This window comes from Sphingomonas sp. GW821-FHT12D09 (assembly GCF_058807215.1).
This window is the reverse complement of record NZ_JBXAQL010000005.1, coordinates 233,966-258,002: the sequence shown is the minus strand read 5'-3', so window position 1 is coordinate 258,002 and position 24,037 is coordinate 233,966. Positions and strand designations below refer to the sequence as shown.

The 24,037-nt window shown below is 65.8% G+C and carries 22 protein-coding genes and 1 tRNA gene; 12 read left to right on the top strand and 11 right to left on the bottom strand.

Annotated elements, in window-relative coordinates:
* Nucleotides 1-3 precede the first annotated feature (3 nt).
* Complete coding sequence (locus AC1RPL_RS21015) at nt 4-837, bottom strand: sterol desaturase family protein (protein WP_493072227.1); 834 nt, start codon at nt 835-837, stop codon at nt 4-6.
* Between the two features lie 107 nt (nt 838-944).
* Between AC1RPL_RS21015 and tyrS the strand changes: the two genes are divergently transcribed.
* Both tyrS and AC1RPL_RS21005 read left to right on the top strand, forming a co-directional pair.
* Nucleotides 945-2,177: a tyrosine--tRNA ligase gene (gene tyrS, locus AC1RPL_RS21010; RefSeq protein WP_493072225.1), complete on the top strand. Its 1,233-nt coding sequence runs from the start codon at nt 945-947 to the stop codon at nt 2,175-2,177.
* Nucleotides 2,178-2,282: 105 nt separating this feature from the next.
* The gene (locus AC1RPL_RS21005; protein WP_493072223.1) at nt 2,283-2,603 is read left to right on the top strand and encodes a PilZ domain-containing protein; all 321 of its coding nucleotides are present in this window, start codon (nt 2,283-2,285) and stop codon (nt 2,601-2,603) included.
* A gap of 19 nt (nt 2,604-2,622) precedes the next feature.
* Here the strand turns inward: AC1RPL_RS21005 and AC1RPL_RS21000 are convergent, their stop codons facing one another.
* From AC1RPL_RS21000 to AC1RPL_RS20990, 3 genes are read right to left on the bottom strand one after another with little or no spacing between them, the layout of a single operon-like run.
* Complete coding sequence (locus AC1RPL_RS21000) at nt 2,623-3,120, bottom strand: DUF3617 family protein (RefSeq protein WP_493072221.1); 498 nt, start codon at nt 3,118-3,120, stop codon at nt 2,623-2,625.
* Nucleotides 3,121-3,179: 59 nt separating this feature from the next.
* On the bottom strand, nt 3,180-5,237 hold the full coding sequence (gene recG / locus AC1RPL_RS20995) for an ATP-dependent DNA helicase RecG (protein WP_493072219.1): 2,058 nt from the start codon (nt 5,235-5,237) through the stop codon (nt 3,180-3,182).
* A gap of 52 nt (nt 5,238-5,289) precedes the next feature.
* Complete coding sequence (locus tag AC1RPL_RS20990; RefSeq protein WP_493072217.1) at nt 5,290-5,484, bottom strand: hypothetical protein; 195 nt, start codon at nt 5,482-5,484, stop codon at nt 5,290-5,292.
* 181 nt (nt 5,485-5,665) lie between these two features.
* Here AC1RPL_RS20990 and AC1RPL_RS20985 point away from each other — a divergent pair, with 181 nt between their 5' ends.
* From AC1RPL_RS20985 to AC1RPL_RS20975, 3 genes are all read left to right on the top strand, one after another.
* A complete protein-coding gene (locus AC1RPL_RS20985; RefSeq protein WP_493072216.1) occupies nt 5,666-5,932 on the top strand; it encodes an FAD assembly factor SdhE in 267 nt (88 codons plus the stop codon).
* Between the two features lie 95 nt (nt 5,933-6,027).
* Nucleotides 6,028-9,483: a transcription-repair coupling factor gene (mfd, locus tag AC1RPL_RS20980; protein ID WP_493072214.1), complete on the top strand. Its 3,456-nt coding sequence runs from the start codon at nt 6,028-6,030 to the stop codon at nt 9,481-9,483.
* Between the two features lie 473 nt (nt 9,484-9,956).
* Complete coding sequence (locus AC1RPL_RS20975; RefSeq protein WP_493072212.1) at nt 9,957-10,466, top strand: GAF domain-containing protein; 510 nt, start codon at nt 9,957-9,959, stop codon at nt 10,464-10,466.
* Nucleotides 10,467-10,618: 152 nt separating this feature from the next.
* On the opposite strand, the gene AC1RPL_RS20970 is transcribed toward AC1RPL_RS20975, so the two are convergent.
* Entirely contained in the window at nt 10,619-10,999 is a 381-nt protein-coding gene (locus AC1RPL_RS20970) for a hypothetical protein (protein WP_493072211.1), read from the bottom strand.
* Nucleotides 10,996-12,987 carry a putative bifunctional diguanylate cyclase/phosphodiesterase gene (locus AC1RPL_RS20965; protein ID WP_493072209.1) on the bottom strand — a complete coding sequence of 664 codons (1,992 nt, stop codon included), beginning with the start codon at nt 12,985-12,987 and terminating at the stop codon, nt 10,996-10,998. Before AC1RPL_RS20965 ends, AC1RPL_RS20970 begins: the two co-directional genes overlap by 4 nt.
* Before the next feature lie 59 nt (nt 12,988-13,046).
* Here AC1RPL_RS20965 and moaA point away from each other — a divergent pair, with 59 nt between their 5' ends.
* The 3 genes from moaA to AC1RPL_RS20950 all read left to right on the top strand — a co-directional run bounded on the left by moaA (nt 13,047) and on the right by AC1RPL_RS20950 (nt 14,961).
* Complete coding sequence (moaA, locus tag AC1RPL_RS20960; protein ID WP_493072207.1) at nt 13,047-14,045, top strand: GTP 3',8-cyclase MoaA; 999 nt, start codon at nt 13,047-13,049, stop codon at nt 14,043-14,045.
* Nucleotides 14,042-14,812, top strand: coding sequence for an NAD kinase (locus tag AC1RPL_RS20955; protein WP_493072205.1), 771 nt, complete (start codon nt 14,042-14,044; stop codon nt 14,810-14,812). Before moaA ends, AC1RPL_RS20955 begins: the two co-directional genes overlap by 4 nt.
* 74 nt (nt 14,813-14,886) lie before the next feature.
* A tRNA-Asn gene (locus tag AC1RPL_RS20950) sits at nt 14,887-14,961 on the top strand.
* A 162-nt stretch (nt 14,962-15,123) separates the two neighbouring features.
* On the opposite strand, the gene AC1RPL_RS20945 is transcribed toward AC1RPL_RS20950, so the two are convergent.
* The gene (locus tag AC1RPL_RS20945; protein WP_493072203.1) at nt 15,124-15,768 is read right to left on the bottom strand and encodes a sensor histidine kinase; all 645 of its coding nucleotides are present in this window, start codon (nt 15,766-15,768) and stop codon (nt 15,124-15,126) included.
* 355 nt (nt 15,769-16,123) lie between these two features.
* On the opposite strand from AC1RPL_RS20945, the gene AC1RPL_RS20940 reads away from it, so the two are divergent.
* Complete coding sequence (locus AC1RPL_RS20940; protein ID WP_493072202.1) at nt 16,124-17,212, top strand: AraC family transcriptional regulator; 1,089 nt, start codon at nt 16,124-16,126, stop codon at nt 17,210-17,212.
* Here the strand turns inward: AC1RPL_RS20940 and AC1RPL_RS20935 are convergent.
* Nucleotides 17,184-17,381 (bottom strand): KTSC domain-containing protein, encoded by a 198-nt coding sequence (locus AC1RPL_RS20935; protein ID WP_493072201.1) that lies wholly within the window; start codon nt 17,379-17,381, stop codon nt 17,184-17,186. The genes AC1RPL_RS20940 and AC1RPL_RS20935 overlap by 29 nt on opposite strands.
* Before the next feature lie 82 nt (nt 17,382-17,463).
* On the opposite strand from AC1RPL_RS20935, the gene AC1RPL_RS20930 reads away from it, so the two are divergent.
* From AC1RPL_RS20930 to AC1RPL_RS20920, 3 genes are all read left to right on the top strand, one after another.
* Complete coding sequence (locus tag AC1RPL_RS20930; RefSeq protein WP_493072199.1) at nt 17,464-18,480, top strand: adenosine deaminase; 1,017 nt, start codon at nt 17,464-17,466, stop codon at nt 18,478-18,480.
* Complete coding sequence (locus tag AC1RPL_RS20925; RefSeq protein WP_493072197.1) at nt 18,477-18,989, top strand: phosphoribosyltransferase; 513 nt, start codon at nt 18,477-18,479, stop codon at nt 18,987-18,989. Before AC1RPL_RS20930 ends, AC1RPL_RS20925 begins: the two co-directional genes overlap by 4 nt.
* Before the next feature lie 131 nt (nt 18,990-19,120).
* Nucleotides 19,121-19,729, top strand: coding sequence for a CC0125/CC1285 family lipoprotein (locus AC1RPL_RS20920; RefSeq protein ID WP_493072195.1), 609 nt, complete (start codon nt 19,121-19,123; stop codon nt 19,727-19,729).
* A gap of 400 nt (nt 19,730-20,129) precedes the next feature.
* Here the strand turns inward: AC1RPL_RS20920 and secA are convergent, their stop codons facing one another.
* From secA to AC1RPL_RS20905, 3 genes are all read right to left on the bottom strand, one after another.
* The gene (gene secA, locus AC1RPL_RS20915; protein ID WP_493072193.1) at nt 20,130-22,871 is read right to left on the bottom strand and encodes a preprotein translocase subunit SecA; all 2,742 of its coding nucleotides are present in this window, start codon (nt 22,869-22,871) and stop codon (nt 20,130-20,132) included.
* A gap of 115 nt (nt 22,872-22,986) precedes the next feature.
* On the bottom strand, nt 22,987-23,247 hold the full coding sequence (locus tag AC1RPL_RS20910; RefSeq protein ID WP_493072191.1) for a hypothetical protein: 261 nt from the start codon (nt 23,245-23,247) through the stop codon (nt 22,987-22,989).
* Nucleotides 23,248-23,381: 134 nt separating this feature from the next.
* Complete coding sequence (locus AC1RPL_RS20905) at nt 23,382-24,029, bottom strand: TonB family protein (RefSeq protein ID WP_493072189.1); 648 nt, start codon at nt 24,027-24,029, stop codon at nt 23,382-23,384.
* Nucleotides 24,030-24,037 lie beyond the last annotated feature (8 nt).

Genomic DNA, 24,037 nt, shown 5'->3' with positions numbered 1-24,037 from the left:
TCTTCAGGCGGTCAGCGGGTCGCGGCTCGGCGCTGAATCGGCAGGCGGCGCCTCCTCCTCGTGCCACGGCGCCGCGAACCAGTCCCCCACTCCGGCGAGCTGCGGCACGCCTTCCAGGCCGACATCCGGCCATTCGTCTTTCTCCGGCATGTGGCAGGTGCCGAACAGCCTGTCCCACACCGTGGTGAACGCCCCGAAATTCCTGTCGAAATGCCGCTCCTCCAGCGAGTGGTGGATACGGTGGAAGCGATTGTCGACCAGCACCGCGCGCAGCGGCCCCAGCGTCGCGCGGGTCGGCGAATGGATCCACACGACGTGCAGCCACAGGGTCAGCGCGACGAAGGGCAGCGCCGGCCCGACATTGCCGATCAGCAGCGTCAGCGGCGCCTGGATCAGCAGCATCTCGAGCAGCGGCTCGCTGATGTGGTGGTAGGAGTTCACGGCGTTCAAATGGCGCACCGAATGATGGACCTTGTGCCAGCGCCACAGGAAGCGGTGCTGCGCGCGGTGGCACCAGTAGAAGAAGAAGTCATGCCCCACTGCGCCGACCAGCGCCGCGCCCACGCCGATGCCGATCGCCGCCCAGCCGCCGCCTTCCGGCACCCGCAGCATGAGCAGCGGCCGCACGCCGAGCGCGCCCCAGGCGGCGTAGAGCATCTGCGCGGAAAGCGCCCAGAGCGGTATCGAGATCAGCCAGAACAGCGCGCCATACATGCGGGTGCCGAGCGACTCCTGCCCACGCCGGTTGAACAGCTCGAACACGGTCAACACTGCGAGCACGAACACCCAGCCGGTCAAGGACTGGCGCAGCTCGGCGAGGAACAGGGAGAGCGTCATCACGCGCATTCTCGCGCATCAACCCAAACAGCCGGTAAACGCCCGGGTCTTCGACGTCATGCCTTGGGGATGACGCGCGCCCTCTCCTCGGCTATGCGGCCCGCATCATGACCGAATTCAAGTCCGATCTGCTCCGCCTGCTCTCCTCGCGCGGCTATATCCACCAGGTCACCGACCCGGCAGGCCTCGATGCCCTCGCCGGTAAGCAGATCGTCCCCGGCTATATCGGCTTCGATCCGACCGCGCCGTCGCTGCACGTCGGCAGCCTCGTCCAGATCATGCTCCTGCGCCGCATGCAGCAGGCCGGCCACAAGCCGATCGTGCTGATGGGCGGCGGCACCGGCAAGGTCGGCGATCCCTCGTTCAAGGACGAGGCGCGCAAGCTGATGACCGAGGAGACGATCGCCAGCAACATCGCCTCGATCAAGACCGTGTTCGAAAATTTCCTGACCTTCGGCGACGGCCCGACCGACGCCGTGATGGTCGACAATGCCGAGTGGCTCGATGCGCTCGAATACCTGCCGTTCCTGCGCGATTACGGCCAGCATTTCTCCGTCAACCGGATGCTGAGCTTCGATTCGGTCAAGCTCCGCCTCGACCGCGAGCAGTCGCTGTCCTTCCTCGAATTCAACTACATGATCCTCCAGGCCTATGACTTCCTGGAGCTGTCGCGCCGCAGCGCCTGCCGCCTGCAGATGGGCGGATCGGACCAGTGGGGCAACATCGTCAACGGCATCGAGCTGTCGCGCCGCGTCGACGGCACTGAAGTCTATGGCGTCACCACCCCGCTGATCACCACGGCGGACGGCGGCAAGATGGGCAAGACCATGTCGGGCGCGGTGTGGCTCAATGCCGACCAGCTCCCGCACTTCGATTACTGGCAGTTCTGGCGCAACACCGACGACCGGGACGTCGGCCGCTTCCTGCGCCTGTTCACCGACCTCCCGCTCGACGAGATCGCCCGTCTCGAGAAGCTCGAAGGCGCCGAGATCAACGAAGCCAAGAAGATCCTCGCAGTTGAGGCCACCGCGATGTGCCGCGGTCGCGCCGCCGCCGAGGAAGCGGCGGAGACGGCGCGCAAGGTCTTCGAGGAAGGCTCTGCCGGCGGCTCGCTGCCGAGCTTCACGGTCGAGGGCGGCAGCATCACCGTTGCCGATGCGCTGGTCGCACTCGGCCTCTGCCCCTCCAAGGGCGAGGCCCGCCGCAAGGTCGCCGAGGGCGCGATCCGAGTGGATGACGTGGTGGTGAGCGATCCCGCGCTCGACATCGCCGTCTCCAGCGCCGCGCCGGTCAAGCTCAGCTTCGGCAAGAAGAAACACGGATTGCTCACTTCTGCGTAACATTCCGGATCGCCTGATAAGCAGGTGTTAAGCAGCTTCGTTGCAACGGGATTCACACGGTAGCGTTATCACCGCAGACGTACCTCAAGCGTTTGTGAGGCATGCGTGAGTTTTGGATCGAACCTGGCTTATTCGGATTCCCGGCAGGAGGGGCGCGAAGACGTCCACTACCGCGCGCGCGCATTCGGCCCGGACGCGAAGCAGCTCAACTTCATCATCGTCAACATCTCCGCACATGGCCTGATGGCACGCTGTGACGATCCCTTCGAAGTGGGCGACCGCATCCGCGTCGCGCTGCCGCATGCCGGCACGGTGGTCGCGGAAGTTCGCTGGTCGCTCGGCGGCCGCATCGGCTGCCAGTTCGAACGCGCGATCGACCTGGCAAGCTATTACGAGCTGATCTCGACGATGGTGAAGGCGAGGTAACGCTTCCCGCCTACCCACCTTAGCGACATTCTCCCACATGGCTGCTCTTCGTGGCCAAGGTGATGTTGACCGTAAACGGCACTCCAGTCGGGGATGCCAGCGTCTCGACCTCAGCCAACATAGAGCTATCCGTATGCGTGGCCTTGACGTCCATGACGGCGTAGTCACCGCAGCGCGCGTGCAGCCTGAGATTCTGCCTGTCCGCCACCACCTCGTCCACAGCGCAAGCGGAACCGATCGATATCCCGGGCAATTTCAGATCTTCATTCGGAGCACGCGTTAATCGGATGCAATCATCTGTCTCAAACTGCTGCCCAATCTTGCTCCTGAACCTGGCTTCTGCGTCCGCAGGAAGCGCCTTTCCGGCGACGGGCGTGACGTTAACGTCAACGACCCGCACGGTCGTATGCCAACTGCCCGGCTTCAACCCCATCTGTCCCACGACGTCCGGCAGGTCGCCCGCCGCCGCAAGTGCGGACGCGGTTCCAAGCGCACCAACCGCCCCGGCGGCTGCCAAAAGATAACTCCGACGCATTCCATCCCCCAAAATCGCTACCCCTTGTGCGCTACCAACGCCTACCCCGCCCGCAGCAAACTAACCGCCGCATCCCGCTCGAACAGATATAGCGCCACCCGCGCCGCTTCCCCCCGCGAGGTCCGCAGCCCTCGATCCTGGTCCTCCAGTAGCCGCGCATCGGCGTTCGCCGCGGCGATCAGCGACGCCAGGCTCTCGGGCGTCGCCAGCCGGAAGGTCTGCTCGCCCGATTGCCGGGTGCCGAGCAGCTCGCCTGCCCCGCGCAGCTCCAGGTCGCGCTCGGCGATCAGGAAGCCGTCGGTGGTATCGCGCATCAGCGCCAGCCGGGCGCGCGAGGTCTCGCTGAGCTTGTCGCCGCGCAGCAGGATGCAGTGCGACTGCCCCCCGCCCCGCCCGACGCGCCCGCGCAGCTGGTGCAACTGCGCCAGCCCGAACCGATCCGCCGCCTCGATCACGATCAGCGTGGCATTGGGCACGTCGACGCCGACTTCGATCACCGTCGTCGCCACCAGCACGCCAAGCTCGCCGCTGGAGAAACGCGCCATCACCGCGTCCTTCTCCGGCCCCTTCATCCGGCCATGGACCAGCCCGACCTTGTCGCCGAACCGCGCCTTCAGCACCGCCGCGCGATGCTCGGCGGCGGCGAGATCGGTCTTCTCGCTTTCCTCGACCAGTGGGCACACCCAATAGGCCTGCTTGCCCGCGGCGATGTGACGGCCCAGCCCCTCGACCACCTGGTCGAGCTTCTCCTCGGAGATCACCGTGGTCTGGATCGGCTGGCGGCCCGGCGGCATCTCGTCCAGCCGGCTCACATCCATCTCGCCATGGCTGGCCAGCTGGAGCGTGCGCGGGATCGGCGTCGCGGTCATCACCAGCAGGTGCGGCGGCACCTGCGCCTTGGCCTGGAGCATCAGCCGCTCGGCCACGCCGAAACGGTGCTGCTCGTCCACTACCACCAGACCCAGATCGCGATAGGTCACGCCCTGCTGGAAGATCGCGTGGGTGCCGACCAGGATGTCGATCTCACCCGCCGCGAGCCCCATCAAAGTCGCCTCGCGGGCCTTGCCCTTGTCGCGCCCGGTGAGGATCGCGATGCGCACGTCGAGCCCGGCGAGCATCCGCGACAGATTCTCGTAATGCTGGCGCGCCAGGATCTCGGTCGGCGCCAGCATCGCGCCCTGCGCCCCCGCTTCGGCGGCGATCAGCAGCGCCATTGTCGCCACCAAAGTCTTTCCGGCGCCGACATCGCCCTGGAGCAGGCGAAGCATCGGCTGGCTCTGCGCCATGTCGCCTTCGATCTCGCCGATCGTCCGGCTCTGCGCCCCAGTCGGGGTATAGGGCAACTGGAGCTTGTCGCGCAGGCGCCCATCCCCTTGCAGCGAGCGCCCACGCTTGGCCCGCGCCTCGCCGCGCACCAGCATCAGCGCGAGCTGGTTGGCGAACACCTCGTCATAGGCGAGCCGTTCGCGCGCCTTGGCGTCGGACGGGTCGGCATGGATGCGGGTGAGCGCTTCCTTCCAGTCGGGCCATTGATGGCGGTCCTTCAGGCTGGGCTCGATCCATTCGGGCAACTCGGGCGCGCGTTCGAGCGCTTGGGCGGCCATCGCCGCGATCCGCTTGGAGGTGATGCCTTCGGAACAGGGATAGATCGCCTCGCGCCCGCCATCGTCGGCCTCTTCGGGCACGACGACTTCGGGGTGCACGATCTGCAGCTCCTGGCCATATTGGTCGAGCCTGCCCGAGACCCAACGCTTCTCATTCAGCGGGAGCAGCTTCTTCGCCCAGCCCGAATTGCCGCCGAAGAAGACCAGGGAGACGAAGTTGCCGTGCGTGTCCACCGCCTGCACTCGGGCGGGGGAACGCGGGCTGTTGCCGAAGCGATAGCTCATGGCGGTGAGCTCGATCGCGATGATCCGCCCCGCGTCCGATGCCATCAGCTCGGCGCGCGGAATCCGGTCGATAAAGCCGGTGGGCAAATGGAAGGCGACGTCGACGACGCGCGCCAGTCCCAGCCGTTCGAGCGGCTTGGCAAGGCCCGCACCAATGCCCTTGAGCGCGGTGACTTCGGCGAAAAGTGGGTTGAGTACGTCGGGGCGCATTTGCCCCGAGGTAGCTCCTGCTCCGGCGCGCCGCTAGGGGGCGCGCGCAGGATCAGGCGAAGCCGGCGGCTTCGATGGCCGTGATCACTTCGGCCACGGTCGAGCCGACCACCACTTCGTGCGCGGCGTCGAACGACAGGACGCCGACATCGTCGCCCGCCATGTTGATCGTCGCGACGGTGCGGACCGCGGCGATGTTCACCAGCAGCGGGTCGCCATTGATCGATTTCAGCATCACGAAACGCATATTTGGACGACCTCTACGCAGACTGTCTCCCATCATAGGAAAATCGCCGGTGGTTCGGGCAATACCGGGCGATTAAGTTGTGGACTGGCTTTCCCGGCCCCACCGACCTATTTGCGGACGGATATTCCCTCCGCCGACCGCGCATTTCCGCGCTGCCGGCCATTTGCCGTTGAGGACCTGCATGGACCGCGAAATCCGTCTCAAGCGCCTTCACTTCCGCGCCTGGCACCGCGGCGTGAAGGAAGCCGATCTGCTGATCGGCGGTTTCTTCGACCAGCATGGCGCCGGCTGGAACGACGCCGAGATGGACCTGTTCGAAGAACTGCTCGAGGAGCAGGACGTCGACATCATGGCCTGGGCAATGGGAACCGCTCTTGTGCCGGAGCGCTATGCCGGGACCGTGATGACTGCGTTGAAGACCCTGAATTACGTACCGATTTCCGAATAGCCGTCACCCCGGCGAAAGCCGGGGTCTCAGGCGACAAGCCGCGCGCCCGCGGCACGAGATCCCGGCTTCCGCCTGGATGACGAACCAAGAGACCGATGCCCGACCTCAAGACGATCCTCTCCGCGCAAAAGCCCCTCACTTTGTCGGGCGCACCCGCCGGCTTTCTCCCCTGGATGCTGGCCGATCTGGCGCGCACCGGGCGGATGACGGTGTTCGTCGCCCCCGATGAGGCGGCGATGCGCGCGGTGGCCGGCACCGCCCCTTATTTCGCGCCCGAGCTCGAGATCCTCAACTTCCCCGCCTGGGACTGCCTTCCCTATGACCGCGCCAGCCCCACGCTTCGCGTCATGGCCGAGCGGCTCGCTACGCTGCACGCACTCCAGGCAGGATCGAACAAGCCGCGCCTGATCGTCACCACGGTCAATGCCGTCACCCAGCGCACGCTCACGCCATTCCGCATCCGCCAGCTCGTCGCCCGCCTCGCCCCCGGCGAGCGCATCGGCCTCGACAAGCTTGCGGTACTGCTCCAGGCGAACGGCTATGTCCGCGTCGACACGGTGAACGACTCCGGCGAGTTCGCAGTGCGCGGCGGCCTGGTCGATCTCTTCCCCAGCGGTGCCGAACAGGCTTTGCGTCTCGATTTCTTCGGCGACGAGATCGAGAGCGTCCGCACCTTCGATCCCGCCGACCAGCGCACTACCGGTCGCATCGACGGCTTCACGCTCCTTCCCGCTTCCGAAGCGCTGCTCGACGAGGACTCGGTCAAGCGATTCCGCACCCGCTACCGGGAAAAGTTCGGCGCCACCGCCACCGGCGATCCGCTCTACCAGGCTATCAGTGACGGCCGCCGCCTCGCCGGCATGGAGCATTGGCTGCCGCTGTTCGAGGATCGCCTCGAAACCCTGTTCGAACATCTCCCGGACGACGCGATCCTGATCCGCGACACGGGCGATGCCGGCGCCGCCGAAGCGCGGTTCGAGGCGATCGCCGACTATCAGTCGAACCGCGTCCGCGCCCAGTCGGGCGATCCGGGCAGCTATCGCCCGCTCGCCGCCGATGCGCTCTATCTGACTGCCAGCGAATGGGCCCAGCGCCTTGCCGATTGGCCGGCGCATACCTCGACACCCTTCCACGAGCCCGAAAGCGCCACCGTCCTCGACTTCAACGTCGATGGCCCGCGCGACTTCGCGCCCGAGCGTGCCGCGAACACCAATGTCTATGAGGCGGTGGTCGCGCACATCGCCAAGCTGCGGAAGTCAGGCAAGAAGCCGATCCTCGCCAGCTATTCGAACGGCGCCCGCGAGCGCCTGACCGGGCTGCTCGCCGATCACGGCCTGAAGACCGCGCGCAAGGCCGAGAGCTGGCACGAGGCGATGGGCATCGCCGACAGCGCCGTCGCGATGATCGTGCTGCCGCTCGACCATGGCTTCTCCGCGCCCGACGTCGCGGTGCTGACCGAGCAGGACATGCTCGGCGACCGCCTGATCCGCCGCGCCAAGCGCCGCAAGTCGACCGACGCCTTCCTCAACGAGCTGGCGACGCTTTCGCCGGGCGACCTGGTCGTGCACGTCGACCACGGCATCGGCCGCTATGAGGGGCTGACCCAGATCCCGGTGCAGAAGGCGCCGCACGACTGCGTGGCGCTCAGCTATGCCGGCGGCGACAAGCTCTACGTCCCGGTGGAGAATCTCGAGGTCCTGAGCCGCTACGGCGCGGGCGAAGAGGGCGCGACGCTCGACCGGCTGGGCGGCGAGGCGTGGCAGCGGCGCAAGTCGAAGATGAAGGAGCGGATCCGCGAGATCGCGGGCGAGCTCATCGCCACCGCGGCCAAGCGTGCCACCCGCCCCGCCGAAGTCGCCGAGCCCGATGCCGGCGGCTATCCGGCCTTTGTCGACCGCTTCCCGTACGAAGAGACCGACGACCAGGATCGCGCCATCGGCGAAGTGCTTGAGGACCTCGCCGCCGGCCGTCCGATGGACCGGCTGATCGTCGGCGATGTCGGCTTCGGCAAGACCGAGGTGGCGCTGCGTGCCGCCTTCGTCGCCGCGATGGCCGGCATGCAGGTCGTGGTGGTTTGCCCGACCACCCTGCTCGCCCGCCAGCATTTCAACAACTTCACCCAGCGTTTCGAGGGCTTCCCGATCAAGGTCGGCCGCCTCTCGCGCCTGGTCGGCACCGCCGAGACCAAGGCGACCAAGGACGGCGCCGCGGACGGCACGATCGACATCGTCGTGGGCACACACGCGGTCCTTGCCAAGGGCGTCGAGTTCAAGCGGCTCGGCCTGGTCATCGTCGACGAGGAGCAGCGCTTCGGCGTCACTCACAAGGAGCGCTTGAAGGCGATGAAGGCGGACGTCCACGTCCTCACCCTCACCGCCACGCCGATCCCGCGCACGCTGCAGATGGCGATGTCGGGCCTGCGCGAACTGAGCGTGATCCAGACCCCGCCGGTCGATCGCCTGGCGGTGCGCACCTATGTCATGCCCTGGGACCCGGTCGTGCTGCGCGAGGCGCTCCTCCGGGAGCATTATCGCGGCGGCCAGGCCTATTTCGTCACCCCGCGCATCTCGGACCTGCCCGATATCGAGGAGTTCCTGCGCAACGACGTGCCGGAGATCTCCTATGTAGTCGCCCACGGCCAGATGACGCCGACCGAGGTCGAGGAGCGGATGTCCGCCTTCTACGACCGCAAGTACGACCTGCTCGTCTCGACCACGATCATCGAGAGCGGCATCGACATCCCCTCGGCCAACACCCTCATCATCAACCGCGCCGACAAGTTCGGCCTCGCTCAGCTCTACCAGCTGCGCGGCCGTGTCGGGCGCGCCAAGACGCGCGCCTATGCCTATCTCACCACGCCGCCCGAGCGGCTGATGACCGATGCGGCGGAGAAGCGGCTCAAGGTGCTGTCCGACCTGGAGAGCCTGGGCGCCGGCTTCCAGCTCGCCAGCCACGATCTCGACATCCGCGGCGCGGGCAATCTGCTCGGCGACGAGCAGTCCGGCCATATCAAGGAAGTCGGCTACGAACTCTACCAGGCGATGCTGGAAGAGGCGATCATGGACGCCAGGGCCGGCGGCCTGCGCGACGAGCGTCCGCGCGACCTGAGCCCGCAGATCACCGTCGACGCGCCGATCATGATCCCCGAGGACTATGTCCCCGACCTTGATCTCCGCATGGGTCTGTACCGCCGCCTCAACGATGTCGAGGACCGCGGCGGGATCGAGGCGTTCGCCGCCGAGCTGATCGACCGCTTCGGCAAGCTGCCGGAGGCGACCGAGAACCTGATCACCCTGATCGAGGCCAAGCTCAACGCCAAGACCGCCTGCATCGCCAAGCTCGATGTCGGCCCCAAGGGCGCGCTGATCACGTTCCACGACGACAAGTTCCCCAATGTCGAAGGGCTGCTCGCCTATGTCGACAAGCTGGAAGGCACTGCGAAGCTGCGGCCCGACATGAAGCTGGTCGTCGCCCGCGCCTGGGCAACGCCCCAGGCCCGCCTGAACGCCGCGCTGCAGATCTCGCGCGGGCTTGCCAAGGCCGCCGGATGATTGACGCGGCCCAATAGCGCTGCCGTAAAATCGCGAGCGCCGCACGACCCCTGGCGACTCTCTCCTAGAATGGAGCGGATCCCCAGGGAGAATGCCAGAAGTGCCCGATCCTCTTTCGTCCCACCTCGCCGCGCCGGTACGTCGGGGCTATACGCTGTTGCTCGGCGACCTCCACTCGCGCGGCCCGTTAGGGAATGCGGCGCCAGTGACACCGGTATTTTTGCGTAGTTGCAAGAAATGCAACCCGGCTCAGGATATCCGGTGAAATGTTGCCGGTCGGCGCGATGATCCTGTCCGCAATGCTTCATTGGCACGGACGGGCCTGAGTCGTCGCAAGGCTCCTTTGTTCAGAACCGACCCGATCTGGCGACGTTTCGCGTTGAAATAATAAGAATAAGGCTGCGTATTTAGCCGTGACGGATGTTGATGAAATTGGCGAGACCCGCGACGGGTCCGCGCGCGAGGAGCGACGCTTGGCTCAGCCGGACCCCTTCGAACAGCGCCGGCTGTTGACGGAGGCTATGGCGCGCCTGTCGCGCGCGGGATCGATCGACGAACTCGTCGATATCCTGCGCCAGTGCGCGCGCGCCATCTCCGGCGCCGATGGCATCACCGTGATCCGCCGCCAGGGCGAGCGCGTCGCCTATATCGCCGAAGACGCGCTCCATCCGCTCTGGGCCGGTGAAGACTTCCCGATCGAGAACTGCATCTCGGGCCTGGCGATCGTCGAGGCGCGCCCGATCCACATCCCGGACATCTATGCGGACCCGCGGGTGCCGGTGGACGCCTATCGGCCCACCTTCGTGCGCAGCATGGCGATGTATCCGATCGGGCTGATGGGGCCCAGCATGGCGATGGGTGCCTATTGGAGCTCGGCGGGCCCGATCGATCCCGGCGCCTCCGCGATGCTCGGCAGCCTGGCGCGCTATGCCGGCGTCACGCTCGGCCGCGTCACCGACGGCAAGGGCGCCGATACGGCTTAGGCCCCCTTCCCGTCATCCCCGCGAAGGCGGGAATCCATGGCAATTCGGTACAGCGAAGCAATCAGGCGGACAGCGGCCGGAGCCACTCGCGCTTGCCGCGCGCGTTCCACATTTGGCTCTGGATACCCGCCTTCGCGGGGATGACGGAGGCCCTAAAGCTCGAGCCGCTCCTCGACCTCTTCCTCCAGTTCCTCGGCAGAGAATTTCTCGCGCTGCATGTCGAAGCCGCCGTGCAGCCAATCGACTCTCCAGTTGCCGCTCGCCGCAGTGCCCCGGTCATCGACGCTGCCTTCGTAGAACACCGCATGGTTCCAGCGGCCGCGATACTGCTTCACGAACTCGATCAGACCGCCGCTACGCCGCCCGGCAACCGTGGCCCGGCGTACCCCACCCCGTCCGTCCGGCTCGCTGATGCTGCCGGAGAACACCCCGCCCATCTCTTCGAGCACGGCGATGAAGCCGCTTTCCTGCGGATCGACACTGCTGGCATAGCGCCCGTACCAGACGCCGCTCATCTCGCGAGGGTCGCTCATACGCGGCTCACCATATGGGCGAGCGCAGGCACATCGACCGGCGCGGAGCAGAGGAAACCCTGGAAATACTGGCAGCCTTCCTTGGCGAGCAGGTCTAGCTGATCGGCGGTCTCCACCCCCTCGGCCACCACCGCCAGCCCCAGCGATCGCGCCATGTCGATCACCCCGCGCACCACTACCCGGTCGCGGTGCGATCCGGTGATATCCTGCGAAAGCTTCTTGTCGATCTTCAGATAATCGAGCGGCAACGCCTTGAGATAGGCGAGGCTCGAATAGCCCGTGCCGAAATCGTCGATCGCGACGCGGCAGCCGGCGGCGCGCAGCATGGTAAGCACCCGCGCCGCTTCGCCCAGGTCGGACATGATGCCGCTCTCGGTGAGCTCCACCGTCAGCCGGTTGCGCGGGAAGTTGCTCGAATCGATCCGTCCGAGCAGCGCGTCGACGAACCCCGGCCGGGCCACATCGGCGGCAGTGACGTTGATCGACAGCCGCAGCTTGGCGAGGGACATCGGCCAGTTCGACGCCGCCGCCAGCGCGCGGCGCTGGACATGGTCGGAAAGCGTCGCATCGAGCCCGGCCCGCTCGGCCGCCGCGAACAGCGTCTCGGCACCCAGCTCGCCGAATTCCGGGTGATTCCAGCGCGCCAGCGCCTCCACCCCCACGATCTGCCCGGTCGCGATCGAGACCTGGGGCTGGAACAGCACGCCGATCTCGCTGCGTTCCAGCGCACGGTGCAGGCTGTCGACCAGCACATCGACCGGCGGCGCGCCCTTCTCGAGCGGCACGTCGCCAAGCAGTGCTTCGCTCGCCCGGCGGAGCAGCACCGCTGCGGTGTCGCCCGCCTGGCTCGCGCTCGTCACCAGCCGCGCGCCAAGCGGGGCGATATCGCCGCCCGCCACGAAAGGCCGCGCCAAGGCGTCTTCCAGCCGCGCCGCCGCGGTGCCGATCCTCGCCGCATCTGCATCGTCGGTGGCGACCAGGAATTCCGACCCGCCGATCCGCGCGACGATCGCACCCTTGCCCAGCGTTTCACGCGCCACTTCACCCACCCGGCGCGAGACGCTGCGCAGCAGTTCGTCGCCCACGGTGCGGCCATAGGCAGTGTTCACCGTCTCGAATCGCGTCAGTCCGATGAGGACGATGCCGACATGCCCGCCCTCGGCGATCCGTCGGTCGATCCAGCGCCGCGCACTCGGCCCGTCACGCGCGCCGGTGAGCGCATCGCGCACCGCGGCATTGGCGTCGGGCGCCACGCCCAGCGCCTCGACCAGCGCATGCAGCCGGCTGGTCTGTGCGTCATATTGGAGGTGCTGCACCACGCGCCCCACGCCCGGCAGGTCGTGGGCAAAGGCAGTGGACGGCTTCTCGGCACCCAGCCGGCGCAGTGCGCTCCGCGCCAGGCTGCGGTCCGCCGGATCGAGCTTGGCGAAGAAGGTTCGCGTGCCCGGCGCCTCGGGCAGGCCGAGCAGCCCGGCCAGCGCAGGCGTGAGCTGCAACGAGCGCATCGACGGATCGAAGCGCCAGCCCAGCGGCTCCGGGGGCCCCTTCTCCTGCCCGTTCCATCCGGAGAGCCGCTCGACATGACGCTGGGCGAAGCGGATCGCGTGCGCCATCGCGGCAGAGGACATCGGGCTCGACAGGAAGTGCGTCGCGCCCGCATCGAAGAAATAGCGCATGTGCACCGTATCACTCTGCGAGACGAGGATCAGCATCGCCGCGCCATGCCCCTCGATCGTCGGGCCGAGCACCTTGGCGGCGTCCAGCCCCTCCGAAAGCGCGCCGCGCGCATCGATCACCGCAACTGCGGCCCCGCTCGCCAGGAAGCGCCGCTCGAGCGCGTCCGATCGCCGCGCCGCCACCACACGCCAGCCTCCCCCGGCTGCCGCAGCGGCGACTTCATCGCGCTGGCGAAAGCTTAGGACGAACACCGGTGCCGCATCTGCGTGGGCTGCGTTGGTGCCTTCGATGATTGTGAAATCTTCAGACATTCCGCCCTCGATAACGCGAACGCTTGCCGACCGCTATCATCATGCGTAACCCCTCCCCCATGGCAGCCGCGCCCGCCCTGATCGACGCCCATGGCCGTACGATCCACTATCTGCGGATATCGGTGACGGATCGCTGTGACCTGCGCTGCCGCTATTGCATGTCCGAGCATATGCGTTTCCTCCCGCGCAGCGAGTTGCTGAGCCTCGACGAGCTGGCGCTGGTCGCCGATCGCTTCGTGGCGCGTGGGGTCCGCAAGATCCGCCTCACCGGTGGCGAGCCGCTGGTGCGCAGCGACACGATGGACCTGGTCCGCCGTATTTCCCGGCATCTCGGGGAGGGCCTGGACGAGATCACGCTCACCACCAACGGCACCCGCCTGGCCGAGCATGCCGCCGCGCTGCGCGATGCCGGCGTGCGCCGGGTCAATGTCAGCATCGACAGCCGCGATCCGGACATTTTCCGCCACATCACCCGGCATGGCGACGTGGCGAAAGTGCTAGCCGGAATCGAAGCCGCACGCGCCGCCGGGCTGGCAGTGAAGCTCAACATGGTCGCGCTGAAGGGCCTCAACGAAACCGAGATCGCCCCGATGCTCGCCTGGGCAGCCGAAAAAGCAATGGATCTCACCCTGATCGAGACGATGCCGCTGGGCGAGGTGGAGGAAGACCGCGCCGATCGCTTCGTGCCGCTCACCGGCGTGCTCGCCGATCTCAGGGAGCGCTTCGACTTGGTTCCCGACACGCACCGCACCGGCGGCCCAGCGCGCTATTGGCGCGTTGCCGGTACCGCTACCCGCCTGGGCCTTATCACGCCGCTCAGCGCCAATTTCTGCGACGGCTGCAACCGCGTCCGCCTCGCCACCGATGGAAAGCTCTATATGTGCCTCGGCCATGACGAGGGCGTGGACCTGAAGGCCGCACTGCGCGGCGATGGTCTCGCCGGCCTCGACCAGGCGATCGACGGCGCGCTGGCGACAAAGCCCGCACGCCACGACTTCCGCATCGCCGCCGGCGCTGCCCCGGCCACCCGCCGCCACATGAGCGTCACCGGCGGATGAGCCAGTTGCGCGCGCTTGTCGCTTCGCCCACCGAGCCCGCCCAACTCGCCGCCGACGAGTTGCGCGAGACCTATGACTGGGTGCCCGTGGAGCAGGCGGAGGTCATCATTGCATTGGGCGGTGACGGCCACATGCTCCAGACGCTCCACATGCTGCTGGAGAATCGCCGCAACCTGCCCGTGTTCGGCATGAACCTGGGCACGATCGGCTTCCTGATGAACGACTGGCGGCGCGAGGGGCTCGACGAGCGCCTGGCTCGCGCCAAGCCGTTCAAGGTGAGCCCGCTCAAGATGAACGCAGTCAATGCGATGGGCGAGCGCTACGAGCTGCCCGCGATCAACGAAGTCTCGTTCCTGCGCGAGACCCGCCAGACCGCCAAGCTCGAAGTTACCGTCAACGATCGCATCGTGCTGCCCGAGCTGGTCTGCGACGGCATGCTGATCGCGACGCCGGCGGGATCGACTGCCTATAATCTCTCGGTCCAGGGTCCGATCCTGCCGCTGGGCTCGGCGATGCTGGCAATGACCCCGATCAGCCCGTTCCGGCCGCGGCGCTGGCGCGGCGCGATTCTTCCCGACAAGGCGCGCATCGCGATTCGCGTGCTCGAAGCCGACAAGCGGCCAGTGAGCGCCGTTGCGGACCAGCGCGAGGTGCGCGATGTCGCCCGCGTGGAGATCGAGATCGACCATCACCGCGACCTCACCTTGCTCTTCGATCCGGAGCATGCGCTGGACGACCGGATAACGATGGAACAATTCGTCGCCTGACCCCTTGCCATCCCGGAAAAACCGCTGCTATAGGGCCGCCTCCGCCGCGGCTCAGCCCGGCGGAAAGATGGTGATCCCTGATAGCTCAGCGGTAGAGCTCTCGACTGTTAATCGAGCGGCCGTAGGTTCGAATCCTACTCAGGGAGCCACCACAACCTTCTGAAATCACTGCACTTTATCCGCGAATTTCACGATTCAGCGCGATGCCCCCTGTGCACGACCTTCGAGAATTTTCAACGGAGAGCCCCGCCCGAGGGGGGTCGGGCGGGGCTCGAGGGGTCCGGGGGGAGCGGACCTCTCAGGGGGAAGGTTCAGACGCGCGACTCTCCGCGCGGCAGCGTAAGGACGAACACGGCGCCTTCGCCGGGTCCGGAGGGCTCGATGGTCAGCGTTCCGTCATGGGCATCGACTATCGTCTGCGAGATCGCCAAGCCGAGCCCGGTGCCGTCCACCTTGGTGCTCACCATCGGCTCGAACAGATGCGCGCGAAGCTCGGCCGGCACGCCTGGACCGGTGTCCGCCACCCGGATGCGGACCTGCTCGCCTTCGCTCCAGCTGGAGATCGTGATCCGGCGCACATCGCTGCCCCACATCGCCTGCGCGGCGTTGAGCAGCAGGTTGGAGAGCACCATCTCGACCTGGATGCGATCGCCCAGCACACAAGTCGACCCCGGCGCGAGGTCGCGGATCACCTCGACATTGCCAAGGCACGACAGGCGGGCGGTCACGGCGTCGAGCATCTCCCCCAGATATTCCGGGTGCGCCTCGATCCGGCCAGTCTTCACAAAGGCGCGCATGCGCAGCACGATGTCAGAGGCCCTGGCGGTCTGCGCGGCGGCATCCTCGATGAAGCCGAGCAGCTGCTCGAGCCCATGGATTCGCTGGCGCAGCACTGCGGCGCAGCCCTGCATATAGTTGCTCGCCGCCGTAAGCGGCTGGCTGAGTTCGTGCGCCATCGCCGCCGCCATGGCACTCATCGCCGTAAGACGCGCGCGGGCCGCTGGATCGCTGGGGGCGCAGTTCTCGCCCAGTGGCGAATCACATGCCGGCAATGCAGCCGACTCGCGCGGGTCCGACAGCGGCTGCCCACCCCCCTGTTCGCTACGCCTGGCAGCCGATACGCTTTCGAACCCCATTCAATTTCTCCGTGCCCCCGATTTTCCTGCCCATGGAAACCGGTGTCGCAAGGGTCCCATAGGAGTGAAGGCATGAAACTGCTTTGCAATTCACGCCATCTACTTGGCAGTTGGCGTCAGGCTGCATAAGAAATGGAATGTCCCGGATGCACTCCGGGCATGGGGAGGGACCTGCATGACCTCGGGACGTGCAGCGATATTGATGAACTACGTGTCGGTTGCCCTTGAAGTCGGCCTTGATCCTTATCGTATTCTTGCTGACACAGGTGTTAATCCATCGCAGTTGCGGAATCCGGAGGAGCGGCTTCCTCGCGGCGCAATCGCTTCGATCCTCGAACGTTCGGCGATGGAAGCGAACTGCCCGCAATTCGCGATGCTGATCGCCGAGCGCCGCGACCTTTCCGCGATGGGTCCCGTCAGCCTCGTCCTTCAGCAGCAGGAGACGCTGGAAGACGCGATCCGAACGCTGATACGCTACCAGCACCTGCTCAGCGACCTGCTGACCTTCACGCTCGAAATGCATGCCGACATGGGGCTGGTGCGCACCCAGATCGTCAGCAATATCGATTTCGTCCCGCGCCAGGCGCATGAGGCGGTAGGCGCGATCCTCTCACGCGCCTTCACCGAGGTCGCCGGCGATGTCTGGAAGCCCGAATGCGTGCATTTCATGCATGCCGCGCCACGCTCGCTCGAAGTGCATCACCGCGTGCTCGGCTGCCCGGTGGTATTCGGCAGCGACCTGAACGGCGTCGCCTATAGCCGCACGACGCTGCAGTCGCGCAACCCCAGCTACCGCTCGAACCTTGCGGCCTATGCCAACAGCTATTTCGAGACGCTGCTGCCCTCGGCCCCACTGCTCAGCCAGGTCGATCGCACGCGCCGGGCGCTCTATGTGCTGCTCCCCTCCGGTCATGGCTCGATCGATAATGTCGCCCGGCATCTCGGCAGCGCATCCCGCACGCTCCAGCGCAGGCTGGAGGCGGAGGGGACCGGCTTCAGCGCGGTGCTGAACAATGTCCGCCGCGAGCTTGTGGTCCGCCACCTGCTGAACAGCGTGCATTCGCTGGCCTCGATCGGCGAGATGCTCGGCTATACCTCGCCCGCGGCGTTCACGCGCTGGTTCACGTCCGAATTCGGCATCTCGCCCAGCGCATGGCGACGCTCGGCCCATGATGATCCGGGCTTCGCACCGGCATCCGCTGCCGCCACGCCTTCACCGATGGAAGCCAGCGGATTCAATGCGCCGCCTGCCTGGCCTCTGTGAAGGCGAAATGGTCGCGGATGCGGCGGTTGAAATAGCTTCCTTTCGAGATCGCCTGCCGCATCCCCTGCGCGATACGCGGCGGCACCTGGTGATAGCTGTAGTGCCGCCCGCTCACGAAGATGATGTCGAGCCGGTGGGCGGCTTCGTCATAGGTCCAGGCACGGATCACGCTCGACGGCATGGCGGGTCAACGCACGATCGCCCGCACCGCTCCCCTTGCGACTCCCCCGCGCGCCTGCGATGTTCCGGCGATGACCGACCTGGACACTTTCATCACCGGCCTGCCCAAGGCCGAACTGCACCTCCATATCGAGGGCAGCCTCGAGCCCGAACAGATGTTCGCCTTCGCGCAACGCAACGGCGTCGCCATCCCCTTCGCCTCGGTGGAGGAAGTTCGGGCGGCCTATGAGTTCTCGAACCTGCAGGACTTTCTCGACATCTACTATGCCGGCGCCGACGTGCTGCGCACCGAGGAGGATTTCCGCGACCTCGCCCTCGCCTATTTCGAGCGCGTGGCGCAGGATGGTGTGGCCCATGCCGAGATATTCTTCGATCCGCAGACCCACACGCATCGCGGCATTCCGTTCGGCGTGGTCGCCAATGGCCTGCTCGCCGGCATGGCAGAGGCCGAGGAACGGCTCGGCATCACCTCGAAGCTGATCCTCTGCTTCCTGCGCCACCTGGACGAGGAAGACGCCTTCAAGACGCTCACCCAGGCTCAGCCTTGGATCGCCCGGATCGCCGGAGTCGGCCTCGATTCCTCCGAAGTCGGCCATCCGCCCGCCAAGTTCGAGCGCGTCTTCGCCGCAGCAGCCGCGATGGGCCTCAAGCGCGTCGCGCATGCCGGCGAGGAAGGCCCGCCCGAATATGTCGTGGAAGCGCTCGACCTGCTCCAGGTCGATCGGCTCGACCATGGCAATCGCAGCCTCGAGGATCCGGCGCTGGTCGCCCGCCTCGCCCGCTCCTCGATGACGCTCACCGTATGCCCGCTTTCCAACGTGAAGCTGTGCAACGTGGCCTCGGTGGACGTGCATCCGATCGATCGGATGCTCGAGCTCGGCCTTCGCGCCACGGTGAATTCGGACGATCCGGCCTATTTCGGCGGCTATGTCGCCGACAATTACCGCGCGATCGCCCAGGGCCGCACCCTCAGCCGGCGCGATCTGGTCACGCTGGCGCGGAACAGTTTCCTGGGCTCGTTCCTTTCGGACGACGAAGTCGCCGGCCACCTCGCCCGGATCGACGCCTATGCGGAGGCCCATTCTTGAGCATCGTATTCACTCATTTCACCCATGAGGAGATGGTGGCGGGCATCCACACCATTGCCGAAGCGGCGGAACCCTGGACCCCCACCCTGTTGGTCGGCGTAGGCCGCGGTGGGCTCACCCCCGCGGTGTTCCTCTCCCACCGCATGGGCCTGCCGCTGGTATCGATCGACTATTCCACCAAGATCGCCCAGTTCGGCGAGGAGTTGGTAGCGGTGCTTGCCCGGCGCACGCGCGACGGCGACCGGCTGCTCTTCGTCGAGGACATCAACGACAGCGGCAAGACGATCGGCGAGATCCGTGGCGCGCTTGCTGCCGAGGGAGCGATCGCCGCCCGCATTCGCTTCGCCGTACTAATCGACAATGTCCGCTCCTCGCAGGAGGTAGATTATCGCTCGCGCAAGATCGATCGCTCGCTCGACAAAGATTGGTTCGTCTTCCCTTGGGAGGCGATGGCGCCGCGCGATACGCTGACAGCCGAAGCCATGGAGGTTCCCGAGCGGCTGGCGTAACTTGCCGGCAATTGTTCAGCCTCGTTCAGCCTCAGTCAATCGCGCTTATGCCACGCTTTGCCCGGACACATCGCTGCCGGCGCGCGTTCGTTCCGTCATCCAGTGCCCAGTACCTTAAGTTCGGAGGAACCATGTTGAGAACCCTCAAGCGCCCCCGGTTCGCAGCGCTTGCTCTCGTCTTGGCCGGCAGCGTCTCGCTGTCCGCCTGTATGACTGCAACGCCCTACCAGCCGGCCGTCGGCAACGGCACTGCCCGTGCCGGCTATTCGGATACCCAGATCGAAGGCAACCGCTTCCGCGTCAGCTTCGCCGGTAACAGCCTTACCGCGCGCGAGACGGTCGAGCGTTACCTGCTTTACCGTGCTGCCGAGCTGACGCTGCAGCAGGGCTTCGACTATTTCGTCTTGGCGGACCGCGATACCGAGAAGAAGACCGATGTCGTCCGCACGCCCGGTGCCTGGGGCGGCGCAGGCTGGGGCGGCGGCCCCTGGGGCTATTGGAGCCCGTCCTGGCGCTATTATCGCCCGCGCTTCGGCGGCTGGCGCAGCTGGGATCCGTTCTACGACGACCCCTTCTGGCGCGACCGCGACTGGGATTATCGCACCGTCACGCAATATGAGGCGATGGCCGAAGTGGTGATGGGCAAGGGCCCCAAGCCTAGCGACAATGTCCGCGCCTTCGACGCGCACGAGGTGGTCAGCCGCCTCGGCCCGTCGATCCAGATGCCGACGTCGAAGTAAGCGGGTACGAAAAAACCCTCCTGCTCGCGCGGGAGGGGCTTTTCGAGAGGGAGGGCCGAACAGCCCTCCCTTTTTTGTCGCCCGCTTGCGCGTTCCAACATCAGCCCTGAGCGCGACTCGCCAAAGTTCACGAGTACACGCCGAGAGCGTATCTTTGGCGCGGCTTAGGTTGACATAATTCCCGGTAGCGCTCCGCATCTCGCAACTTTCCTGCGAACGCCTGATCCTATTTTCCCAACGGCATCAAAGAGCGGCCGGCCAAGGGGGCCGGCTGTGCGAGCCGAGCAGGCGAAATCCTACATTGCAAGACTCCGGCACCGCAGACGGATGGGTCGCCGGATACGAAAAGGCCGGAGCATACCGCCCCGGCCTTTTCGATCGGTCCGTCACCAGGCCAGTGTCACGCGACCTGGCCGTGGCAGTGCTTGTACTTGTTGCCCGATCCGCACGGGCACGGGGCGTTGCGGCTGACCAGCCCGTCCCACTGCGCCGGATCGGTACCGAGATCCTCGCCCGAAGGCTGGGGGATGCCCAGCTGCGGCAGGCGGGTGGTCACCAGCCCGGCCGCGCCGCCGTCATAGTCGTACGTATTGTCGTCGCCGGTCAGCGGATCGATATGCGTGGTCAGGAAGTCGGGCAGGTCGGGCAGCGCCGGGGTCGGCTCCATGCGGAACTGGGCGAAGGCGAGCGTGCGGGTCACGTCCTCGCGGATCTGGCCGAGCATGCGCTCGAACATCGCGAACGCCTCATGCTTATACTCGTTGATCGGCGTCTTCTGGGCGTAGGCGCGCAGGTGGACCACCTGGCGCAGCGCGTCGAGCATCGCGAGATGCTCCTTCCAGTGATGATCGAGATTCTGCAGCAGGATCGACTTCTCGATCTGGCTCCAGGTCTCGGGCTCAAGATCGGCGGCCTTGGCCTCGATCTCCTTGTCCGCCAGTTCGCGGATACGCTCCTCGACGATCTCCGGTTCGATCTGCGCCTCGTCCTTGATCCACTGCTCGACCGGCACGTCGAGGTTGAGCGTGCCGACCAGCTTCTCCTTTAGCTCGTCCAGCTTCCACTGCTCGGGATAGGAGCCGTGCGGGCAATATTCACCGACGATCGCGTTGACCGTTTCGGCACGCATGTCGACCACGACATCGCCCACCGTCTCGGCGTCCATGATGTCCGCGCGCTGCTCGTAGATCACCTTGCGCTGGTCGTTCATCACGTCGTCATACTCGACGACCTGCTTGCGGATGTCGTAGTTGCGTGCCTCGACCTTGCGCTGCGCGGTCTCGATCGCCTTGGACAGCCACTTGGAGCCGATCGCTTCGCCGTCCTCGATGTTGTTGCGCATCATCTTGGCGAACAGCGTGTTCGAGCCGAAAATGCGCAGCAGGTCATCGTCCAAGCTGAGGTAGAAGCGGCTGAGGCCCGGATCGCCCTGGCGACCCGAACGGCCGCGCAGCTGGTTGTCGATGCGACGGCTCTCATGGCGCTCGGTGCCGAGCACGAACAGGCCGCCGGCTTCCTTCACCCGCTCCTTCTCGGCCGCGATCTCGGCCTTGATCTGCTCGATCGCCGCGTCCTTGGCCGGGCCTTCCTCCATCTCGGAGAGCTCGTCATGGGTGCGGAATTCGAGGTTGCCGCCCAGCTGGATGTCGGTGCCGCGGCCAGCCATGTTGGTGGCGATGGTCACCGCGCCCAGGCGGCCCGCCTGCGCCACGATATGCGCTTCATGCTCATGCTGGCGCGCGTTGAGCACACTGTGCTCCACGCCTTCCTTGTTCAGGAACTCGGAGAGCATTTCGCTCTTCTCGATCGAGACGGTGCCGACCAGCACAGGCTGGCCCTTGGCGGCATGGACTTTGATCTTCTTGGCGATCGCCGCGAACTTCTCGTCGAGCGTCTTGTAGAACTCGTCCTCCTCGTCGACGCGCTGCACCGGCAAGTTGGTCGGGATGGTGACGACGTTCATCTTGTAGATGTCGAAAAACTCGGGCGCCTCGGTCGCCGCAGTACCGGTCATGCCCGAGAGCTTGGGGTACATGCGGAAATAATTCTGGAAGGTGATCGAGGCGAGCGTCTGGTTCTCCGGCTCGATATTGACGCCTTCCTTGGCCTCAACCGCCTGGTGCAGGCCGTCCGACCAGCGCCGGCCGTCCATCATGCGGCCGGTGAACTCGTCGATGATGACGACTTTGTCGTCCTTCACGATATAATCGATGTCGCGCTTGAACATCACGTTCGCGCGCAGCGACTGGTTCAGATGGTGGACGACCTGGGTGTTCTCGAAGTCGTAGAGATTGGCACCCTCGAGCAGCCCGGCGGCCTCCAGCATGCGCTCGACCTTCTCGGTGCCGTCCTCGGTCAACACGATGGTGCGCTGCTTCTCGTCCATGTCGTAATCTTCGCGGACGAGCTGCTTCACCACCGCGTCGACGCCCATATAGAGCTCGGACTTGTCGTCGGTCGGGCCCGAGATGATCAGCGGGGTGCGGGCTTCGTCGATCAGGATCGAGTCGACCTCGTCGACGATCGCATAGGCGAAGGGCCGCTGGGTCATCGAAGCGCGGTCATACTTCATGTTGTCGCGCAGATAGTCGAAGCCGAACTCGTTGTTCGTGCCGTAGGTGATGTCCGCGCCATAGGCCTCGCGGCGCTGATGGTCGGAGAGGTTCGGGATGATCACGCCGACGGTGAGTCCCAGGAACTTGTAGACCCGGCCCATCCAGTCCGCGTCGCGCGCGGCGAGATAGTCGTTCACCGTGACGACGTGGACACCGTCGCCGGGCAGCGCGTTCAAATAGGTCGCCAGCGTCGCGACCAGCGTCTTGCCCTCGCCGGTGCGCATCTCGGCGATCTCGCCGCGGTGGAGGACGATTCCGCCGACCATCTGCACGTCGTAATGGCGCTGGCCGAGCACGCGCTTGGCAGCCTCGCGCACCGTGGCGAATGCCTCGGGAAGCAGGTTGTCGAGCTTCTCGCCGTTCGCAAGCCGCTCGCGGAACTTCGCGGTCTGGCCGGAAAGCTCCTCATCGCTCATCGCCGAGATAGCAGGCTCGAATCCGTTGATCTTCTTGACGATGCTATCGAGCGATTTGACGTAACGGTCGTTCGAGGAGCCGAAGAGGTTCTTGGCAAAGCCGCCGAGCATGGGTTTTCCAGTCTAAATCTAGGGTGGTCGGACGGGCGCGCCGCTACGGTCGGCGCCCGTTTGGATGCAGAAACGGAAAAAGCGGCCGCTAGGGTTCAGCGGGCCGCAAAAAAGCTCAATCGAGCATGCGCTCGAAGGGCAGATGCAGCGCGACGAGCGCATGTTGCATGGCGGCGAGCGGGATGGCCTTTTCCGGCCGAAGCAGAGGCACCGCCACCGCAGGTGCCGCGCGGCGGGCGGGAAGCACCGCCGCCTGAGCCACCTGCGCTGCCTGGACGACTGCAACGCCCTGCACCTGGCGCATCCCACCGCGATCGGCCTGACCGACACCGGTCAGGCTCGCGAGGAAGGCAGTCAGGAGAAGCAGCAGTTCCAAAAACGAAGCTCGCAAATGCCCTTGGCGTCCCGAGGCTGCGGGACGTGCGGAGTGGACATAGTAACTCAGATCGGCTTCGTCCAATCGAAAGCGAATATCTGCCTGCCAAAGGGCGAGGCGCCGGGCTGTTCGTGCTATTTATCCGCCTCGAACGTCACCGATGCCATGCGGCTGTCAGGTTCCGGCCAGCCCTTCTTGCCAACGATGAGCGGCGACACCTGGGCCTTGGCCTGCTCGCAGGCGAGCACATCGAGCTTCGGATTGCCACTGGTCAGCTCGACATTGCAGGCCTTCGTCTTGCCCGCGTCGAAGACCAGCCGCAACAGGGCGGGATTGGCATAGCTTTTTGGCACCACCCGCAAGCCCACGACCACATCCACGGGTTTGCTGGTAACTGCGCTGATCGGGTTGATTTTCGGCCCGCCCGGCAGGACCCAAGTGAAGGTGCCGTCGTAGAAGGAGGGGATGTCCTGTGCCGCGGCTGCATCACGCGCTGGCCTGAACACCGCACGCTTGCGCAGGAGCTTGCATACAAGCTCATCAAGTTCCGAATAGCCGGAACTGCCGGTAATATGGCAATCCGCCACGTTACCCTTGGAATCGACATCCGCGCGGAACTTGACCGCGCCGAACTCCCGACGACGGAACGAACCTGCCGGATAATCGTCATCGGTGAGCCAGCTTTGTGGCATGCCGCGCGGTGTGGGCTTGCTGATATTCGGTGGAACGGACGTGTCCTGCGTAGCCGGCACGGCCTGTAGCGCAAGCGCCATCAAAAGCATTTGATCTT

Coding starts and splice junctions, on each gene's coding strand:
- AC1RPL_RS21015 (WP_493072227.1), bottom strand. CDS start 837: ATGACGCTCTCCCTGTTCCTCGCCGAGCTGCGCCAGTCCTTGACCGGC.
- tyrS (WP_493072225.1), top strand. CDS start 945: ATGACCGAATTCAAGTCCGATCTGCTCCGCCTGCTCTCCTCGCGCGGC.
- recG (WP_493072219.1), bottom strand. CDS start 5,237: ATGCGCCCCGACGTACTCAACCCACTTTTCGCCGAAGTCACCGCGCTC.
- AC1RPL_RS20990 (WP_493072217.1), bottom strand. CDS start 5,484: ATGCGTTTCGTGATGCTGAAATCGATCAATGGCGACCCGCTGCTGGTG.
- AC1RPL_RS20985 (WP_493072216.1), top strand. CDS start 5,666: ATGGACCGCGAAATCCGTCTCAAGCGCCTTCACTTCCGCGCCTGGCAC.
- mfd (WP_493072214.1), top strand. CDS start 6,028: ATGCCCGACCTCAAGACGATCCTCTCCGCGCAAAAGCCCCTCACTTTG.
- AC1RPL_RS20970 (WP_493072211.1), bottom strand. CDS start 10,999: ATGAGCGACCCTCGCGAGATGAGCGGCGTCTGGTACGGGCGCTATGCC.
- AC1RPL_RS20965 (WP_493072209.1), bottom strand. CDS start 12,987: ATGTCTGAAGATTTCACAATCATCGAAGGCACCAACGCAGCCCACGCA.
- moaA (WP_493072207.1), top strand. CDS start 13,047: ATGGCAGCCGCGCCCGCCCTGATCGACGCCCATGGCCGTACGATCCAC.
- AC1RPL_RS20955 (WP_493072205.1), top strand. CDS start 14,042: ATGAGCCAGTTGCGCGCGCTTGTCGCTTCGCCCACCGAGCCCGCCCAA.
- AC1RPL_RS20945 (WP_493072203.1), bottom strand. CDS start 15,768: ATGGCGCACGAACTCAGCCAGCCGCTTACGGCGGCGAGCAACTATATG.
- AC1RPL_RS20940 (WP_493072202.1), top strand. CDS start 16,124: ATGACCTCGGGACGTGCAGCGATATTGATGAACTACGTGTCGGTTGCC.
- AC1RPL_RS20930 (WP_493072199.1), top strand. CDS start 17,464: ATGACCGACCTGGACACTTTCATCACCGGCCTGCCCAAGGCCGAACTG.
- AC1RPL_RS20920 (WP_493072195.1), top strand. CDS start 19,121: ATGTTGAGAACCCTCAAGCGCCCCCGGTTCGCAGCGCTTGCTCTCGTC.
- secA (WP_493072193.1), bottom strand. CDS start 22,871: ATGCTCGGCGGCTTTGCCAAGAACCTCTTCGGCTCCTCGAACGACCGT.
- AC1RPL_RS20905 (WP_493072189.1), bottom strand. CDS start 24,029: ATGCTTTTGATGGCGCTTGCGCTACAGGCCGTGCCGGCTACGCAGGAC.